Here is a 17874-nt window from a genome sequence, read left to right on the forward strand (position 1 = left end):
GTCAGGCGTAGGAGTGCAGTCCGCTGAACATGTAGTTCACGGCGAAGAAGTTGAACATGACGGTCAGGAAACCGATCACGTTGATCCACGTGGCCTTCGGACCGCGCCATCCGCCCGTGGCCCGGGCGTGCAGGTAGGCGGCGTAGACCACCCAGGTGATGAAGGACCAGACCTCCTTGGGGTCCCAGCCCCAGAACCGGCCCCACGCCTCGTCGGCCCAGATGGAACCGGCGATGACGCCGAAGGTCCACAGCGGGAAGGCGAACAGGATGAACCGGTGCGAGATGCGGTCGAGCAGCTCGGAGCTGGGCAGGCGGCCGGCGATACCGGCGACCTTCTCCCCCAGGGCGCGTTTGGCCTCGGCCCGGTGCGCGACCAGGTAGGTGACACCCGTGACACCGGAGACCATGAAGGCTCCGCCCGCGATGATCACGGCGGTCACGTGGATCGGGACCCAGTAGGAGTGGAGCGCCGGGATCAGCGGGCCCGGGTCGACGTACAGCCAGCGAACCCCGATGCCCAGCAGGAGCAGCACCGGGACGAGCACGAAGGCCCCGAGGAAGCGGGCCTGGTAGCGCCAGGAGGCGTAGAGCAGCGCGCCGACGGCCACCAGGCACATCGCCACGACGAACTCGAACATGTTGCCCCAGGGCCAGCGGCCCGCGGCCAGCCCCCGGGTGACGACCTGCGCGACGCTGAACACGAAGCCCAGCGCGGTCACGCCCAGGGCGATCCTGCCCAGAACGCTCTGGGGGGCCTGGGCCGCGCCCTCCGAGGTGCGGACCTCGACCTCGATGTCGCCGTCGTCGGCGTTCTCGACGGCCCCGGCGCCCACCGGCATGAGCCGGCCCTGAGCCTGGTACGCCGTCCGTAGGCGGCCTCGATGGCGAAGAGGAACAGTGCGGCCGCGTACGTCACGATCATCGCGATGATCAACGTGTCACTGGCCGACGCCATCGTCTCGTTCACCGGTCCGGCGAGTGTGTACGTCACCGGTCACTCCCTCTTGTCGTCGACTCTGGCGGGTCGGATGGTGTGCGGGGGTTGTCGTCGGACTCGCTCCGGAGCCGTCCGGCAAGCTGTTTGGTGATCTCGTGGAACTCGGAGTTGTCACCGGCCGCCTCGGTCTTGCCGAGCCCGGCCAGCTCCACCCGGGTGCGGCCGTCCGCTCCCCTGCTGGCGCGCACCCACACCCGGCGGGGGCGCACGAAGAGGGTGAGGAGCAGGCCGGCCACGGCCGTGGTGGCCGCGCCCAGGGCGGGCAGCCGGGCCCCGTCCCGGTTGCTCTGGAGGGTGGCGTACTGCTTGTACCCCTTGAAGGTGACCGAACCGGCCTCATCGGGCAGCTCCCAGGTGTCGCCGACGGCCATCACGGGGGATTCGCCGAGCTCCTCCATCCCCGTGGTCTGGAGCTGGTAGACCGACTGCGGCTCGGACATCCCCAGGTCGCCCCGGTAGGCCTCCAGGGTCACCGCGGGGTTCTCCGGTCCGGGGAAGGTGGAGGTCAGTTCGCCCCCGGCGTCCTCGGCGGCCGTGGGCAGGAAGACCCCGACGAAACCGATCTCCTCGCCGCCGGTGTCCGGGACCTTGATGACACCGTCGGAGGTGTAGCTCCTGGTCTCCCGGTGCAGGAACGGGACCGCCTGGTCGAAGACCACGTCGCCGTCGGCGTTGCGGACCTCGAACTCCGGGGCGTAACCGTGCCCGAGCAGGTAGACCTGGACGCCGTCCACGCTCAGCGGGTGGTTCACCTCCAGCCTGTGCTGCTGCTCCGGCGCCCCGGGAGCCTCCTTGTAGGTGACCTCGGCGACGTAGGACTCGGCCTGCCCGCGCAGGTCGCCCTCCTCGATGAAGCTGGCCTCGAAGCTGTCGAGGTGCATCGTGAAGGGCTCGAACCGGTCGGTGTCGGTCCAGTGGCCCGGGTAGACGGCGTCGTAGGACGGCAGCGTGTTGGCGAACCCGTCGCCCTCCACGATCAGCATGTTGCCGCGGTAGCCGAAGAACGCCCCGGCCGCGAGGGCCAGCAGCAGAGCAAGCAGGGCGAGGTGGAACAGTACGTTCCCGACCTCGCGCAGGTAGCCGGTCTCCGCGGAGACCGAGTCGCCGTACCGTTCGGTCCGGTACCCCCGGAGTACTCCGCCGACCCGCTCCAGCGCGGTCTCGGGTGAGGCGTCGGTGCTGAACCGGGCCACGTAGGGCATCCGGCCGAGGTTTCGCGGGGTGGGCACCGGCCGTGCCCGGACCGCCTTGGCGTGCACGAGGGCGCGCGGGAGCACGCACCCGGCCAGGGAGACGAAGAGCAGCAGGTAGATCGCGCCGTACCAGGGCGAGGAGAAGACGTCGAAGAGGTAGAGGCGGTCCAGCCAGGGCGCCAGCTCCGGGTTCTCCCGGAAGTAGGCGTTCACCTCGTCGACGCTGACCACGTTCTGCGGCAGGATCGATCCGGGGATCGCCCCCAGCGCCAGCAGGAAGAGCAGGATCAGGGCGGTGCGCATCGAGGTGAGGGTGCGCCAGACCCAGCGCGCCCAGCCGATGGCGCCCAGCCCTCTGGGCCGGTTCTCGGGGGGCTGTCCCCCGGACGTGTTCTCCGAGTTCTCGGACGTGGTCGTGGTCAAGTCAGATCACCGTCTGGAAGTTTGCGGCCCAGCCCTGCATGGCGATGGTCATCTGCGTCCAGAGGCCGGTCACCATGGCGAGGCCGACCAGGACGAGCATGACACCGCCGAACACCGTGACCGTGCGGGTGTGGCGCTTGAGCCATCCGAACGCGTGCAACGCGCGCCGGTAGAGCAGCGAGGCGAGGATGAACGGCAGCCCCAGCCCGACGCAGTAGACGAGGGACAGGAGCATCCCCCGGCCGGCGCCCCCCTCGACGAAGGCGAGGGTCTGGACGGCGGCCAGGGTGGGACCGATGCACGGGGTCCAGCCCAGGCCGAAGAGGACGCCGAGCAGTGGCGCCCCGGCCAGCCCGGCGCGGGGCAGGCGGTGGAAACGGAACTCGCGGCCGAACCCCGGCAGGAGGCCCATGAAGGCCAGGCCGAGGACGACGGTGAGCGCACCGAGCACCCGGGTGACGGGGTCGGTGTAGTCCATGAGGAGGTCGCCGAGCCAGCCGATGAATCCGCCGACCGCGACGAAGACGAAGCTGAACCCCGCGATGAACAGGATGCTGCCGGTGACCATCGTCCACCGGCGCCGCGCGAGCTCGGTGTCGATGTCGGCGACCGTACGGGTGCCCGCGGCGCCGCCCCCTCCGGCCGCTGCGTTCTCCTCCCGTTCGCGGACCTGGGTTCCGCTCATGCCGGACACGTACGACAGGTAGCCGGGGACGAGCGGGAGCACGCAGGGTGAGAGGAAGGAGACCAGTCCGGCGGCGAGGGCGAGGGGCGCGGCCAGGAGGAGGGAGCCGGTCAGGACGGTGGTGCCGATCGGGTCCATCAGTCGTCGTCCCCGTCCTGAGCACCGTCGGCGGCGTCCTGGCCGGTCTCCCCGGCGGTCTCCGGGGCCTCGTCGGCGCCTTCCCCGGCGCCCTCGCCGTAGCCCTCCTGCTCGGAGACGCGGGGGCGCTCCTCGGGGTCGCCGAAGTCGAACTCGACCACCAGCGGGTCGAGGAGGCCGGTGAGCTGGCCGTAGGTGGTGGGTCCGATGACGCGGGCGGCGATGTTGCCGTCGGGGTCGATGACCAGGGTGCTGGGGATCGCCCGGGGCGGGACGGTGTCCCGGAAGGCCTGCGGGATCTCTCCGGGCTGGTCGTACAGGCTCGGGTAGGGCACGTCCTTGTTGTCGGTGTAGGCCAGCGCGGCGGTCTCGTCGTCCTTGATGTTCACACCGAGGAAGTCCACCCCGAGGCCGCCGTACTCGGTGTACACCTCGTCCAGGACGGGCTGTTCGGCCCGGCAGGGGCCGCACCAGCTGGCCCACACGTTGAGCACGAGGATCTCGCCCGAGTAGTCGCTCAGGGAGACCTCGTCGCCGTCGAAGGTGGTCCCGGTGATCTCGGGAACCGCCTCGCGCTCACCGGTCTCGAAGACGGTGGCACTGCCGTCACCGGAGATGAACCGGTCCTCCTCGCCGCCGGACTCGATCTCGTTGCCTCCGGCGCAGCCGGACAGGGCGAGGACGGCGGCCAACGCCGCGGCCGACAGGCGCGGCACGGCACGGCGGCGTCGTGTACCTGCGCTGGTACTGGGCATCGAGGGGACCTCGCGAACGCGGTGTGAACAGGGCGGACTACAACAACGACAAAGTGTAGTAGATGCCCTGGGGACCGCTCGGCCGCCCCGGCGCAAGGGCGCGGAGCGGCACTCGGCGAGGTGGACCCCTTACGGGGGCGATGTCGGGGAGTCACCGCCCCCTGGTGATCGGCGGACCGGGCGCTGGGCGTGTGGGCCCCGCACCCGGGTCCGGCCCGGCCCTGTCAACCAGCCTCGACGAAAGCCTCGCGGAGGTAGTCGTGCACGGCTCGCTCGGGTACCCGGTAGGAACGCCCCACACGGATCGCGGGGAGAACTCCCGAGTGCACCATTCGGTAAACGGTCATCTTGGACACACGCATGATCGTGGCGACCTCCGCCACGGTCAAGAACCTGACCTCTTCGAGAGGCGGCTTGCTCCCGTTCATCTTCCGACGCCCTCATTCCCGGACGTGAGCATTTGTCTACCGTTCAGCCCTGGCGTGCCCGGCAGTGGTTGGGCGACCCCGGAAACTGTGCCCGTCCCACCGACACGCCAGCGTGTCGTGCTGTCACTACTGACACGTCCGTTTTCAGAGTAGAGCCGAGTTCCCGTCTACGGAAGGTCGTTCGTGCTGTCTTCGGCGCCATACGTTGACCACGGGTCAGATGAGGTTTAACGGTGGGTATAAATGGTCGGCCCTACTCATACAAGGCCCGCGCGGGCCAGGACGTAATCGCGCAGCGGGGCGTAGTCCTCGGGCAGATAACCATCGTCCAAAGGCACCGTGACCAGTAGTTTCCCCTCGTGCTCAGCGAGAAAGAGCGCGGGGTCGTTGCAGTCGGCGAAGCCCATCGTGGGCACCCCCGCCTCCGCCGCGGCCCCCGCGAACCCGTGGTCCGCGATGACCAACTGCGGCCATGGCTCGTCCCGGTCGGTGAGCTCCGCCAGAATGGCCCGCATGGCGAAGGGGTGGTGGCTGTGCCGGGGGAGGTGCCCGTCCGTCACCAGAGCCACCTCGTCCCGCCAGACCACGATCCGGCGGTTGGGGGGCCGTTCCGTGGTCACCTCGTAGGAGTAGCCCCCCGCCGCGGTGATGACCTTGCACCCGCGGCCGGACAGGGCGTCCTTCCAGTCCCGGTAGGTCTCCCGGAGGTTGCGGGGGTGACCGGTGGCGAACATGACCGTCTCCTGGCGCTCGGCGGCCAGTGCGAACCGGTCCGCGAGGGCCTCCAGGGCGTCGATGGTCAGGTCCGGGTCGATCGTGTCGATCCCCCAGACGTACTCCTCGTCCCCCACCACACCGCAGCGCTTGTTCATCAGGGCGAGGACCTCCGAGACGGTCCAGTCCTGGGAGAAGGTCAGCCCGAACTGGTGGTACGGGTCCTTCTGCACGAGTCTCCGGTAGTGACGCAGGTTGTTCTGCCGTGGGGTGTCGACGTGCCCCGCGATCCCCGTGCGAACCAGATAGGTGATGAGTTCAGCGCGTGTCGGCGGCGTCACCTGCGTTCCCCTTCCTCGTCAGCGCGGCGAGCTTTGCGAAACGCCGCGCGACCGCCACGACGTCGACTCCTGTTCGCCCGGTATTCATCCTCTTCCTACCCGCTGAACGCGCGCCACGCGGCGATCCGGGATATTTCACCGGGGTGTGACCGGACGGGCCGGTCCGACGCCGGTCGGGGACCCGGCCGGGGGCCGACCGGGTTCAGAGGGTCGGGTCGATTCCGTGGCTGGGGAAGACGGCGGTGCGGGTGGCGTGGATGGCCCGGTCCACGGGATCGCCGGGGTCGTACCCGCGCTCGAAGGGCGTGAAGGAGACCTCGCGGCCGTCGGTCATGTAGAGCGGGGCCAGTTCACCGGTGCGTTGGCGCACGAAGTCGCGCCACCCCTGCGGGGTCTCCCGCTCCGGGTCCACGGGTGAACCCGCGGCCTCGGCCAGCAGGTGGGTCCAGGCCCTGGGTACGACGTGGACGAGGCCGTAGCCGCCGCCCCCGAACAGCAGCCAGCGGCCGCCCGCGGTCTTGCGCGCCAGCCTGTGCAGCTCCTCGTAGGCCCGGCGCTGGCCGTCCACGCTCAGCGTCAGGTTGGCCAGGGGGTCGAGGGCGTGGGTGTCACAGCCCTGCTGGGTCACCAGGATCTCGGGCTGGAACTCGTGCAGGAGCGGCGGGACGACCGCGTCGAAGGCGCGGTGCCAGCCGGTGTCGCCGGTCCCGGCGGGCAGGGCGACGTTGACCGCGTACCCCTCCGCGCCCGGTCCGCCGACCTCCGAGGCGTGGCCGGTGCCGGGGAAGAGGGTCGCCGGGGACTCGTGGAGGCTGATGGTGAGGACCCGCGGGTCGTCGTAGAAGGCGTTCTGGACGCCGTCGCCGTGGTGGACGTCCACGTCCACGTAGGCGACGCGCTTGGCGCCCTGTTCCAGGAGCCAGGCGATGGCCAGCGCGGGGTCGTTGTAGACGCAGAACCCCCACGCGTTGCCGTGCATGGCGTGGTGGAGGCCGCCGGCGATGTTGGCGGCGTGCGCGCTCTGACCGGTCCACACGGCCTTGGCCGCGGCCACCGAGGCGCCGGAGATCAGCGCGGAGGCCTCGTGCATGTCACGGAAGACCGGGTTGTCCGCGGTTCCGAGCATGTGGGCGTCGTCCGGCTCCAGGGTCCGGCCCGCCCGCTTGACCGCCTCGATGTAGGAGGGGTCGTGCACCAGGGAGAGGAGTTCGTCGGAGGCCGGTTCGACGTCCAACAGGTCGACCCCCGCCCCGTCGAAGACCCCGAGTTCGCGGCTGAGCGCCATGGTCAGCTCGACTCGGATCGGTGCCATCGGGTGCTGCGGACCGAAGTCGTAGGCGGTGAGTCCGTCGTCCCATGCCACCCGAAGCGAGCAGGACGTGCGCCCTCCCATGTGGTGACCCCCGTTCCAGGTGTGCGTGCTCCGAAGCACACAGTACGCAAGGCCGCGGCGGGGGCAGAACCCCGGGGCGTCCGATCTCCGGGCAAGGACGGGGCCCCGGCGTGAAGGGGTGCTTCACGCCGGGGCCCGGGCCGTGGTCCGTCGGCGCCCCGCGGGGCCGACGGGGGGAGGGGACGGGTCAGTCCGCCTCACCGCGGTAGAAGCAGTCCGCGTAGACCTCCCCGGCCTTCATGTCGACGTTGCCGTGCAGGGGGCGGTCGAACAGGTTCTCGGTCGAGCCGATCACGATCCGGTACTTGCCCGGGTCCAGCTTCAGGTCCATGGCGTTGGGGTCGCTCATGCAGGACGTGTCGGTCGGCGGGGAGGAGACGTCGCAGTCCGCACAGGGCTCGATGATGACCTCCCCGTGCACCGCGTCCGGACCCACGTAGAGGAAGCGCATCTCCTCGTCGGTGTAGTTCACGTACTCGACGGAGACCTTGTCGCCGCCGCCGGTGCTGTAGGCGACCGCGTCGAGGTCGCTCTCGCCGAGAAGGACCGCGGTGTCCATCTCCTCCTCGATCCGGCCCGCCCCGACGTGCCGGACCAGGTCCTCGACCTCGTCGGCCTCGTGGTCCGGGTACTCGGCGGCGAGGAAGTCCGCGCGCGCCTCGGCGTCGTCGAAGTCGCCCGCGTCGACCTGGGCCCAGCCGCACTTGAGGGCGGCGTCGGGGCGCTCCTGCTCGATGCGGTCGGCGATCTCGGGGGCCGCGTCCCAGCTGAGGTCGTCGAACATCCCGATCTGGTCGGAGGCCGAGCACCAGCTCTCCGCGGAGTAGTCGCCGGTCGCCAGGTCGTACAGGTCGTTCAGGGCGGCGGGGACCTCGGCGGCGGCCGGGGTGTCGGAGAAGTCCTCGGCGACGAAGGCGTAGGTCTCCTGGGCCTGCCGGAAGGTCTCCCTGACCTCCTCGGTCACCTCACCGCTGTAGAGCTCGTCCGCGTCGGCCGCGAGCTGGGAGGCGTAGTCGAGGTGGATGTCGGCGATGCTGCCGTCGGTGTCCTCCCAACGGGAGGCCTCGTGTGCGAAGTAGTCGCTGTAGGACTCCAGCGCGTGGTCGAAGGCCTCGTTGTCCACGTCGGACTGGGCCCGGCTCAGGATCTGGCAGGCCTCGCTGCCGGAGCGCGCCCGGTCCATCAGCGACGGTGACATGGAGAGCTGGAAGCCGCTCTCCACCTGGCCGTAGACGTCGATGGCGGTGTCGCAGTCGCCGCGCGCGTGGGCGGCGTCGGCCACGCGGAGCCGCCACTCGCCGGTCTGCCAGACACCGAGGAGCGAGACGGCCATCACCAGGGCGAGGCAGGCCGCCAGCACGAGCGTGACGGGTTTGGCCGGGGGCTGTTCACCCCGGGCCAGGAGGCGCCGGTCGTGGGCCCGGCCCGCGAAGAGGCCGTGGACGGCTGTGATCAGGATCCAGACCAGGATCGCCGGAGCCCAGACGAGCAGGTCGTCGGCGGCGCCCATGACGGCGGCGGCGACCAGCAGGCCGAGGGTGACGACCAGGTTGATCCCGAAGAACACCCAGCTACGCAGGTAGAAGTAGCCCGCGCCGAAGCCGGACAGGTTCATCAGGGCTGCGCGCAGGCCGGACTTCGACTTGAAGAGGCCCAGCGGGGGCAGGGGCGGCGGGGGCGGCGGACCGCCGAACTGGCCCGGGGGCGGCCCGCCGGGGGGCATCCCGCCCGGAGGCATCCCGCCGGGGGGCATCCCGCCCGGGGGCGGTCCGAACGGCAGGTTCGGCCCCGAGGGGGGTCCGCCGGGGGGCGGCCCGCTGAACTGGCCGGGGGGCGGCGGCCCGCCCGCGGGGTTTCCACCGGAGGGGGTCCCGCCGGGAGGCGGGCCCGCTGGAGGCGTTCCTCCCGGTGGCGGACCTCCCGGTGGCGGTCCGCTCGGCGGCGGCCCGAGCGGCGGTTGACCGCCGGACGGGTTCTGGGGTGCGGGGCCGCCTCCCGTCGGGGCGCCCCCAACGGGACTCTGCGGACCGCTCGGGACATGGGGCGGCGTGGCGGGAGGCCCGGATTGCCCGGGCTGGTGGGAAGGGTCCGAAGGGGGTTGAGGAGTTGTCATGGGGCCCCGGAATCAGGAGGATGCGAACACGTACACAGGAGAGGAGACAGGAGGGTCAGCCCCCTCTTATTCCGACTTTATGCACCTGGTGTGACGCGGCGTCCGGCGCCCCACGACCATCGCGGCTGGAAATTTTTGTGTGACATGCATCACCTGAGCTGTGGTTCAGCTCTCGGAGAGCGCCCTACTCCGGTCCCGAGCCGCCTCGATCGCGTCGGTGAAGGCGGTACGCACCCCGTGTCGTTCCAGTTCACGCAGGGCGGCGGCGGTGGTCCCGCCCGGCGAGGTGACGGCCTCCCGCAACACCACCGGGTGCTCACCCGAACCGTCGAGCATGGCCGCGGCACCGGTGATCGTCTGACCCACGAGCCGCTGCGCCGTGACACGGGGCATACCCATGGCGACCCCGGCCTCGATCATGGTCTCGGCGATGAAGTAGAAGTAGGCCGGCCCGCTGCCGGAGATGGCGGTGACCGTGTCCATGTGCTGTTCACCGACCCGGAGCACCTCACCGACCGCGCCCAGCAGCTCCTCCGCCCGGTCCAGGTGTGCGGCCTCGGCGTGGGCCCCGCCGGAGACGGCGGTCATCCCCCTGCCCATGAGCGCCGGGGTGTTGGGCATCGCGCGCACGACCGGAACTCCCGGGTGCAGGTGGCTCTCCAGGACGGCGGTGGTCAGCCCGGCGGCCACCGAGATGACCAGGTGCTCACGGCCCAGGTGCGGGGAGAGGTCGTCCAACAGGGCGAGCATGTCCTGGGGTTTGAGGGCCAACAGCAGGGTGTCCGCCCGTTTGGCGGCGTCCTGCGCCGGAACCGTCTCGATCCCGTAGCGGCCGCGCAGCTCCCGCGCGTGCTCCGCGCGCGGCTCCGTGACGAGCACGTCCTCCGGTGTGTGGCCCTTGGCCAGCAGCCCGGCGAGCAGTGCCTCGCCCATCTTTCCTGCACCGATGATCGCGATCATGTGGGGTCCTCTCTGCGGATCCCCTCCACGCTAGCCCCCCGGCCCCGGGAAACGGACCGGCCGTCCCAGCCACTGGACAACCGGCCGATCGGGGTGTCAGCTCTGGTCGACCGAGCCCTCGTCGTCAGCCGCTCCCCCGGGGTCCACCGAGAAGCGCCGGGGCGGCGACTGGGGTCGTCTGCGGAGCAGCGCGATGCGCTCGCGGCGGCCCGGCACGGATTCGGAGCCCGGAGGCCCCTGGGCGAAGTGCAGCCGGGTGAAGGCCAACGCCTCGGCGAGCTCACGCATACGCGCCTGGCGGTCGGGGGCCTTGCGGGTGCTCACCTCCAGGACGAGTTGTCCCTCGTAGCCGTTGCCCGCCAGGTGTTCGAGCAGCTCGGCGACGGGCTGGCTGCCGCGGCCGGGGATGAGGTGCTCGTCGAGGTTCTGCCCGCCGAGCCCGTCGGCCACGTGCACGTGGGAGAGGCGGCCGCCCAGCTGTTTGGCCATGTCCATCGCGTCCGATCCGGACATGGCGGTGTGCGAGAGGTCGAGGGTGACGTCGGGGTAGTCGCGGTCGAGCGGGTTCCAGCTCGGTGCGTAGGGGACGACCTCCCGGTCGCGCACCCGCACCGGGTACATGTTCTCCACGGCGAAGACCACGTCGGTCTCCTCCTGCATGCGGGCGACGCCGTTCTCGAAGTCGCGGGCGTACTCGCGCTGCCAGCGGAAGGCCGGGTGCACCACGATCGTGCTGGCGCCCAGGGCCTCGGCCATCTCCTTGGAGCGGACGAGCTTGCCCCAGGGCTCCCGGCCCCACACGCGCTGGGTCAGTACGAGGCAGGGCGAGTGGACCGCGGTGACGGGCATCTGGTGGTAGTCGGAGAGGCGCCGGAGGAGTTCGGTGTCCTGACTGGTCGGGTCGGAGGAGACGAGGACCTCGACACCGTCGTACCCCAGTTTCGCGGCGATCTCGAAGGCCGCCGGGGTCTTCTCCGGGTAGACCGACGCCGACGAGAGGACCACGGGCGCGTCTGGGACCTGGATAGGGCTCACGGGAACCAGACTATGCGCTCCACGGCTCCCCGGGGCGACCGCCCGGGTGAACGCGGCGTGGCGGACAGCCCCCTCTCCCCCTCTCACGGGGGGCGGTGTGAAGAGGGGGACGACCGCCCCCGGGAGCACGGGAGACGGCCGTCGTCAGCTGTCGGGGCGCCTTCGCGCGCCTGTTCGGGGCCGGTTCAAAGACGCACGGCGCCGGCGAGGTTGTAGTGGTTCACGGCCCGTTCGGAGATGCTGCCGCCGGAGTTCGGGGCGTCGATCATGCGGCCGCCGCCGAGGTAGATGGCGACGTGGTAGGCGTATCCACCGCTGTCGGTCCAGTAGAGGAGGTCGCCGCGCCTGGCCTTGGCGTAGCTGACGCGGGTTCCGGAGTCGACCTGGTCGTGGGCGATCCGGGGCAGGCTCACCCCCGCCCGCTTGAAGGAGTACTGCACCAGACCCGAGCAGTCGAAGGAGTCCGGACCGGTCCCGCCCCAGGCGTAGGGCTTGCCCTTCTGGGCCTGGGCGGCGCTGATCGCCTTCTCGACGGTGCTGGAGGGGAGCGCCTGGTGGATCCGCTCGGAACCGCGTGCGCCCTCCGCGGCGACGGAGGCGGCCGGTGCGGGTTGGGCCAGGGCCGGGGCTCCCCCGGCGGCGAAAGCGGCCGCGAGAACGGCGACGGCGAGTGCGCGCGGCGCACGGCGACGCGGCTGGGCGGGTACGGCCTGCCGCCCCGGGTCCGTGGTGGGACGGCAGGCCCGCGTTTGCTCGTGGTGTCGCGGTAGTCGCATGACGTGGTTCTCCCTGTGTGGTCCGTCGGGGCCGCCCGCGCCGCTGTGACACGGATCCCACGACCGCCGACACACCACCATTGGTCACACAGACACCAAGAGTTGTCACTCTCCGTAGCCAAATCGGTATCCAAGGACGGTAAAGCCTGCTTGACTTCGGTAGACAAAACGGCCAGAGAACCACTAACCAACCGCACGCCACCGAGGCCGGTGACCGGGCGCTACGGGACCGGCACCCCCAGGGAGGAGTGCACGAAATCGGTCGTCGCGGCCATACCGAGGTTGTTCGGGTGGATGGGCGCCCCGTCCTCCGGGATCAGCCCCTCCACCCAGCGGGTGTCCGAGCCCTGGCAGACGTCGTGACCGCGTTCGAAGGTGTCGACGAAGACGGCTCCCTGGCCCTGCGCCTCCTCCCTGAGCATCTCGTTGAGCGCGGTCTGGACCCCGTCCAGGAACGGGACGTCGCCGCGGGCGATCGGCGTGCTGGGCCAGCAGCCGCCGCTCTCCGGAAGGATCTGGAGGTACCCGACGCTGAGGACGGTGGCGTTCGGGCTGCGCTCCGCGATGTCCGCGTAGACCCCCGAGACCTCGCTCCGCAGCCCCTCGATCCGCTGGTCCAGCTCGTCTCCGTAGTGGTTCGCGCACGGGCTGCCCCACGGGTTGCGCAGGCTCTGCTTCGCGCACTCGACCAGCACGTCGGAGAAGCCGAAGTCGTTGCCGGCGATACCCACCGTGACCAGGTCGGTGTCGGGCCGGAGCGCGTCCAGCTGCGGCGGGGTGTCGTCGAACTGGGGCTCGTAGAGGTGGTCCATCCGCGCACCGGAACAGCTCACGTCGGTGATCTCGGTGATCCCCAGCTCCTCCGCCAGGAGCTTGGGGTAGTTGACCGAGGACTGCATACAGCCCAGGAGCGGCATCCGGGCACTGGCGACCATGGGACCGGCGACGAAGGAGTCCCCGATGGCGACGTAGTGGCCGAAGGCCGAGGTCTGCGCCTCGTTCGCGGCGGCGGGCGCGCTGACCAGGGATGTTCCCAGAGCGGCCAGGGCCAGCGGGACCGTGAGCCGGGCGAGGCGGCGCAGGGCTCCCGGACGGCGGTCGCTTCGGGTGCTGCGGGGGACGGCGGGGGATCGGCGTGTACGGGACACGTGGGTTTCCTCTCCAAGGAGCGGGGACATCGGAGTGTTCGGACCCGGGGAGTGACTCCCTAGGAAGTCTCTAACACGACCTACGAAAGAAGGGTCCTAACCCGTAGGTAACTTTCCTGTGTCCCGGGCGGCCCCTGCCGCGGCAGCGAGAGCTGTCCCCGGCAGCCGTTAGCGTGTCGACCATGGCAAAAGCAGCGAAGACCACGTTCCGGTGCGCCGAGTGCGGATGGAGCACCCTCAAGTGGGTGGGGCGCTGCGGGGAGTGCCAGGCATGGGGCACCGTCGAGGAGGCCGGCGCCCCCGCGCCCGCCGCCGTCGCTGCCGCCCCCGTGACCTCCCGGGCCCGACCCATCACCGAGATCAGCGTGGAGAGCGCCGAGGCGGTCCCCACCGGGGTGGACGAACTCGACCGGGTCCTGGGCGGCGGAGCCGTCCCCGGCGGCGTGGTCCTGCTCGCCGGAGAACCGGGCGTGGGAAAGTCGACCCTCCTCCTGGAGGTCGCCGCGATGCGCGCGGCCGACGCCCCCGTCCTGTACGTGACCGGCGAGGAGTCCGCCGGGCAGGTGCGCCTGCGCGCCGAACGCCTCGGCTCCCTCTCGGACCAGCTCTTCCTCGCCGCGGAGACCTCGGTGGCCACCCTGGTCAACCACGTGGAGGCCGTCGCCCCCAAGCTGCTGATCGTGGACTCGGTGCAGACGATGGTCTCCCCCGAGGCCGCCGGCGTCCCCGGCGGCGTCACCCAGATCCGACAGGTGACCGGGGCTCTCATCCAGATCGCCAAGGAGCGCGGCATCGCGACCGTGCTGGTCGGCCACGTCACCAAGGACGGTTCCATCGCGGGACCCCGCATGCTGGAGCACCTGGTCGACGTCGTCCTGCACTTCGAGGGTGAACGCCACTCCCAGCTGCGCCTGCTCCGCGCGGTCAAGAACCGGTACGGCCCCACCGACGAGATCGGTGTCTTCGAGCTCACCGAGAAGGGCATCTTCGGGCTTCCCGACCCCAGCGGCCTCTTCCTCACCGAACGGACCGACCCGGTGCCGGGCACCTGCGTGACCGTCGCCCTGGAGGGCCAGGCGCCCCCTCATCACCGAGGTGCAGGCCCTCGTCGCGCCGACCCCGCTACCCGCCCCCCGCCGGGCCACCTCGGGTCTGGACACCTCACGGGTGAACATGATCCTGGCGGTGCTGGAGAAGCGGACCGGGATGAGGCTGGCCAACATGGACGTGTACGCCTCGACCGTGGGCGGCGTGAAGCTGGGCGAACCCGCCGTCAACCTGGCCCTGGCCCTGGCCGCGGCCAGCTCCAGCAACGACGTCGCCCTGCCGAGGGGGTTCATGGCGGTCGGCGAGGTCGGCCTCGCCGGTGACGTGCGCAGCGTGAACGGGGTACGCCGCCGGGTCGCCGAGGCGCAGCGCCTGGGCTTCACCGAGGCGGTCGTGCCCCAGCACTTCGGCGATCCGATCCCGGGCATCCGCGTCCACGAGGTGGAGGAGCTGAGCGAGGCCCTGACCCGGGTCGCGCGGCGCCGCCGCTCCCGCAAGGAGGAGTGAGCGCCGGCGCCCGCCGCTAGAAGTCCAGGACCGCGCCCTTGGCACGCTTCATGACACAGGCGTTGCTGAAGGTCTCCTCGTACTCCTCCGCGCCGGTGACCCTGGCGGTGACCGGCTGGTAGACCATCGTGCAGACTCCGTCCCCGACCCCCTGGACCCCGGCGATGCTCCCGTGCTCGGCGATGAGGTCGCAGGCCTCCTCTGCCCGGGGGTGGGAGCCCCCGGGCTCCTCACACGTCAGGACGACCGCGCGGTACCAGCTCATACCTGTCTCCTCGCGCTGTTCGGCGGGGGTGTAGAGCTCCAGCTTGTACACGGGGGCCTGCGCGGTGCCGGTCAGCGCGGTGTCCGCGTGCCCGGGCGCGGCCAGGGCGAACGAGGCGGCTGCGGCACAGGTCAGGACGGCGGCGATGCGTTTCACGGCGGACTCCAGGATCGAGGAAGCAGAAGTTCACTCCGAATGGTAGTCATTCTGTGACCAAGGGTCACGACTTTGCGGCAAGCCGCCCCGGACACACGAGAACCCAGCCCGGCGACGGGCTGGGTCGGCTCGGGTCGGGTTCTCAGGCCTTGAGCTGGAACACGAGCTGGTCGACGTTCCCGACCTGGTCGCCGTGCAGGTTGGCCTTGTACCAGCCGGGCTGGGCCTTGGCACTGCTCTCCCGGCAGTCGGTGAAGGAGCGTTCCCGCGCCCAGTCGATGGTGTACTCGTGCGGTCGTCCCTGGCTGAGCTGGCGCTCCTCCTCGGCCTTGCCCTCGACACAGTCCGCGGAGGAGTAGACCCGGTCGTCGCCGGAGTGGATCCTCAGTTCGATCGCCTCCGGTCCCACGTCGGCGGTGCAGGTCTGCTCGGCGACGTTGACCACGGTCACCTCGAACCCGGGGCTGGCGCCGCCGCCGTACACCTCCCGGTCGTCCTCGGCGAAGTCGAAGGTGACGACGAGGTCCTGCGGGCGGCACGGGTCCTCGGGGCTCTCGGGAGCCGCGGCCCCGCCCCCCTCGCTCTCCGCCTCCCCGGAGCCGCCTTCGGCCTTCTCCCCGCCTCCGGCCTCCTCACCTTCCGGCGGTGAGGGGGAGGGCGAGGCGGACGGGTCCTGTGCCTCTTCCTCCGTTTCGGGTTCGGAGGGCTCGTCCTCCGCGATACTGGGAGAGGCCTCGGGTTCCTCCAGGGCCGCCTGCGAGCCCGTCGGCTCGCCGTCGTCACCGGAGGGACGGCACGCGTACGTGATCAGCGCGAGCACCAGCATCAGACCGGCCAGCACGAAGGCACGCCGCCTCCAGTAGATGTCCTTGCTGACGGGTGCGGGGTGTCCGGTACTTGACGCCATGGGCCGTAGTATTGCGGTTTTGCGCGCCACCCACCTACTCAACCCGCCGATTTCCCGTTAAAGATGAGCGATAACCCTTACAGCACCGCGGTTCTGGCGTGGTACGAGACCAACGCCCGAGACCTGCCCTGGCGTGCGCCGCACGCCTCGCCCTGGTCCATCCTGGTCAGCGAGATCATGCTCCAGCAGACCCCCGTCGTGCGGGTCCTCCCCGCCTGGCAGGCCTGGATGGAACGCTGGCCCACCCCTGCCCACCTGGCAAAAGAGCCCTCCGGTGAGGCGGTGCGCATGTGGAACCGGCTCGGCTACCCGCGCCGGGCCCTGCGCCTGCACGCCTGCGCCGTCGCCATCACCGAGGAGCACGGCGGCGAGGTTCCCGAGGACCACGCGACGCTGCTCTCGCTCCCGGGGATCGGCGCCTACACCGCGGCGGCCGTGGCGAGCTTCGCCCACGGGCAGCGGCACGCGATTTTGGACACCAACGTGCGACGGGTCCTGGCTCGGGCCGAAACCGGGGTCGAGTACCCGCCGAAAACCCAGACCAAGGCGGAGACCGCCCTCGCCGAGTCCCTTCTGCCACCGGTCCCCTCGGTGGCGGTCCGCTGGGGCGTGGCCGTGATGGAGCTGGGCGCCCTGGTCTGCACCGCGCGCTCGCCGCGTTGTGCGGACTGCCCCATCGCCGGGCAGTGCGCCTGGAAGCTCGCCGGGAAACCCGCCTACGACGGCCCGCCCCGGCGCGGACAGACCTACGCGGGCACCGACCGCCAGGTGCGCGGAAGACTTCTCGCCGTCCTGCGCGACTCACGCGAACCGGTCGCCAAGGACGCGTTGGACTCGGTCTGGGACGACCGCGTCCAACGCGAACGGGCCCTGGACGCCCTGGTCCACGACGGCCTGGTGGACCCGCTGGACGACGGCCGCTACGCACTGCCCGGGTGAGACGACCGGCGTGTGCCGGCGGGGCGCTCAGTTCATCCGCTCCTCGAGGGCCCCGGCGCCCTGGGCGTCGAACTCCGCCTGGGTGCCGTCGTAGGCGCCGGTGCACGGCGCTCCGGGTTCCGGGGACTCCGGGCTCTGCTCGTACTCGCGCAGGAAGGCGCCCAGTTCCGGATCCCGGGGGTCGTCCGTCCTGAGCTGGGCGCCCCAGGCGGAGGCCACCACCGCGGAGGGCAGGCCCTCCATCGGGCTGACCAGGACGTAGGAGCCGGGGAGGTGGTACGCGGCCAGAGCCTCGGCCCCGGCCGGATCCAGAGCGGGATCGTAGGTGATCCAGACCGCGCCGTGCTCCAGGGAGTGGACGGCCGCCTCGGTCAGGACGGGCTCGTCGTAGACACCGCAGTTCTGCCAGAAGCCGTAGTGCTCACCGCCCACCGGAGGAAACTGCTCGTAGTCGACGGTCTCGCCGGTGTCCACGTGGTCCCTCGACAGGCCCTCGAAGGTCTCGGCCTCCGAGGCTCCGCCACCTGCCGCGGCACCGTTACCGGGCGCGCCGTTACCGGACACGCCGTACAGCAGCCACACCCCGCCGAGGACCGCACCCGCCACCAGGGCCAGCGCGAGCACGATGCCGCCGACGACCAGCCACGGCGCCGCGGACCGCCGTTCGGGGGCGGGTCCGGGAGCCCCCGGATAACCGTACGGCGGGTAGTTCGGGGGCGGGCCCTGCGGTGGATGGCCGGGCGGAGGAGCCTGCGGCGGGTAGTTCGGGGGTGGACCCTGCGGTGGATAGCCGGGCGGCGTGCCCTGGCCTCCGGGAGGCCCCTGGGGCGTCTCGTGCGCCCCTGAGGGGCCGTGCGGGAACGAGGGACCGGGAGGAGGCCCCTGCGGCGGCTGGGGGCCGCCCTGACGGGGATCGTTTGGATAGGCCACGGACGGCACCCTAGCGTCTCCC

At 71.1% G+C, this 17874-nt stretch carries 15 protein-coding genes and 2 pseudogenes; 2 read left to right on the top strand and 15 right to left on the bottom strand.

What is annotated here, in order from left to right:
- Position 1: 1 nt before the first annotated feature.
- From ccsB to AC0VYD_RS23590, 12 genes and pseudogenes are all read right to left on the bottom strand, one after another.
- Positions 2-993 (bottom strand): annotated as a pseudogene (gene ccsB, locus AC0VYD_RS23535) (c-type cytochrome biogenesis protein CcsB).
- The gene (resB, locus tag AC0VYD_RS23540) at positions 990-2615 is read right to left on the bottom strand and encodes a cytochrome c biogenesis protein ResB (protein WP_475477514.1); all 1626 of its coding nucleotides are present in this window, start codon (positions 2613-2615) and stop codon (positions 990-992) included. Before resB ends, ccsB begins: the two are co-directional and overlap by 4 nt.
- Position 2616: 1 nt before the next feature.
- Positions 2617-3438 carry a cytochrome c biogenesis CcdA family protein gene (locus AC0VYD_RS23545; RefSeq protein ID WP_475477515.1) on the bottom strand — a complete coding sequence of 274 codons (822 nt, stop codon included), beginning with the start codon at positions 3436-3438 and terminating at the stop codon, positions 2617-2619.
- The gene (locus tag AC0VYD_RS23550) at positions 3438-4193 is read right to left on the bottom strand and encodes a TlpA family protein disulfide reductase (RefSeq protein WP_475477516.1); all 756 of its coding nucleotides are present in this window, start codon (positions 4191-4193) and stop codon (positions 3438-3440) included. The genes AC0VYD_RS23545 and AC0VYD_RS23550 overlap by 1 nt, the downstream gene beginning before the upstream one ends.
- 224 nt (positions 4194-4417) lie before the next feature.
- Positions 4418-4621, bottom strand: coding sequence for a helix-turn-helix domain-containing protein (locus AC0VYD_RS23555; RefSeq protein WP_013155995.1), 204 nt, complete (start codon positions 4619-4621; stop codon positions 4418-4420).
- A 257-nt stretch (positions 4622-4878) separates the two neighbouring features.
- Positions 4879-5676, bottom strand: a complete 798-nt coding sequence (locus AC0VYD_RS23560; protein ID WP_473037935.1) for a phosphatase — start codon at positions 5674-5676, stop codon at positions 4879-4881.
- A 202-nt stretch (positions 5677-5878) separates the two neighbouring features.
- Positions 5879-7039, bottom strand: coding sequence for an acetoin utilization protein AcuC (locus AC0VYD_RS23565; RefSeq protein WP_475480354.1), 1161 nt, complete (start codon positions 7037-7039; stop codon positions 5879-5881).
- 217 nt (positions 7040-7256) lie between these two features.
- A complete protein-coding gene (locus AC0VYD_RS23570) occupies positions 7257-8792 on the bottom strand; it encodes a DUF1109 domain-containing protein (RefSeq protein ID WP_475477517.1) in 1536 nt (511 codons plus the stop codon).
- A gap of 555 nt (positions 8793-9347) precedes the next feature.
- Positions 9348-10142, bottom strand: coding sequence for a pyrroline-5-carboxylate reductase (proC, locus tag AC0VYD_RS23575; protein ID WP_475477518.1), 795 nt, complete (start codon positions 10140-10142; stop codon positions 9348-9350).
- Between the two features lie 96 nt (positions 10143-10238).
- A complete protein-coding gene (locus tag AC0VYD_RS23580) occupies positions 10239-11177 on the bottom strand; it encodes a sugar phosphate isomerase/epimerase family protein (protein ID WP_475477519.1) in 939 nt (312 codons plus the stop codon).
- 185 nt (positions 11178-11362) lie between these two features.
- The gene (locus AC0VYD_RS23585; RefSeq protein WP_475477520.1) at positions 11363-11953 is read right to left on the bottom strand and encodes a C40 family peptidase; all 591 of its coding nucleotides are present in this window, start codon (positions 11951-11953) and stop codon (positions 11363-11365) included.
- Positions 11954-12174: 221 nt separating this feature from the next.
- Positions 12175-13101, bottom strand: a complete 927-nt coding sequence (locus tag AC0VYD_RS23590; RefSeq protein ID WP_475477521.1) for an SGNH/GDSL hydrolase family protein — start codon at positions 13099-13101, stop codon at positions 12175-12177.
- Between the two features lie 182 nt (positions 13102-13283).
- On the opposite strand from AC0VYD_RS23590, the pseudogene radA reads away from it, so the two are divergent.
- Positions 13284-14655, top strand: a pseudogene (gene radA / locus AC0VYD_RS23595) (DNA repair protein RadA).
- 16 nt (positions 14656-14671) lie between these two features.
- On the opposite strand, the gene AC0VYD_RS23600 reads toward radA, so the two are convergent.
- Entirely contained in the window at positions 14672-15076 is a 405-nt protein-coding gene (locus tag AC0VYD_RS23600; RefSeq protein ID WP_475477522.1) for an SSI family serine proteinase inhibitor, read from the bottom strand.
- 142 nt (positions 15077-15218) lie between these two features.
- Positions 15219-15902: a hypothetical protein gene (locus AC0VYD_RS23605; RefSeq protein WP_475480355.1), complete on the bottom strand. Its 684-nt coding sequence runs from the start codon at positions 15900-15902 to the stop codon at positions 15219-15221.
- Between the two features lie 144 nt (positions 15903-16046).
- Between AC0VYD_RS23605 and AC0VYD_RS23610 the strand changes: the two genes are divergently transcribed.
- Entirely contained in the window at positions 16047-16922 is an 876-nt protein-coding gene (locus AC0VYD_RS23610) for an HhH-GPD family protein (protein ID WP_475477523.1), read from the top strand.
- 27 nt (positions 16923-16949) lie between these two features.
- Here AC0VYD_RS23610 and AC0VYD_RS23615 read toward each other — a convergent pair whose 3' ends face one another.
- Positions 16950-17852, bottom strand: coding sequence for a DUF3105 domain-containing protein (locus AC0VYD_RS23615; RefSeq protein WP_475477524.1), 903 nt, complete (start codon positions 17850-17852; stop codon positions 16950-16952).
- Positions 17853-17874: the final 22 nt, after the last annotated feature.

It is taken from the genome of Nocardiopsis sp. iso_40 (assembly GCF_056173285.1).

What these genes read in the sequence shown, in the direction of transcription:
- AC0VYD_RS23545 (WP_475477515.1), bottom strand. Translation starts at nt 3,438, where the DNA reads ATGGACCCGATCGGCACCACCGTCCTGACCGGCTCCCTCCTCCTGGCC.
- AC0VYD_RS23550 (WP_475477516.1), bottom strand. Translation starts at nt 4,193, where the DNA reads ATGCCCAGTACCAGCGCAGGTACACGACGCCGCCGTGCCGTGCCGCGC.
- AC0VYD_RS23555 (WP_013155995.1), bottom strand. Translation starts at nt 4,621, where the DNA reads ATGAACGGGAGCAAGCCGCCTCTCGAAGAGGTCAGGTTCTTGACCGTG.
- AC0VYD_RS23570 (WP_475477517.1), bottom strand. Translation starts at nt 8,792, where the DNA reads ATGCCCCCCGGCGGGCCGCCCCCGGGCCAGTTCGGCGGTCCGCCGCCC.
- proC (WP_475477518.1), bottom strand. Translation starts at nt 10,142, where the DNA reads ATGATCGCGATCATCGGTGCAGGAAAGATGGGCGAGGCACTGCTCGCC.
- AC0VYD_RS23585 (WP_475477520.1), bottom strand. Translation starts at nt 11,953, where the DNA reads ATGCGACTACCGCGACACCACGAGCAAACGCGGGCCTGCCGTCCCACC.
- AC0VYD_RS23605 (WP_475480355.1), bottom strand. Translation starts at nt 15,902, where the DNA reads ATGCTGGTGCTCGCGCTGATCACGTACGCGTGCCGTCCCTCCGGTGAC.
- AC0VYD_RS23610 (WP_475477523.1), top strand. Translation starts at nt 16,047, where the DNA reads ATGAGCGATAACCCTTACAGCACCGCGGTTCTGGCGTGGTACGAGACC.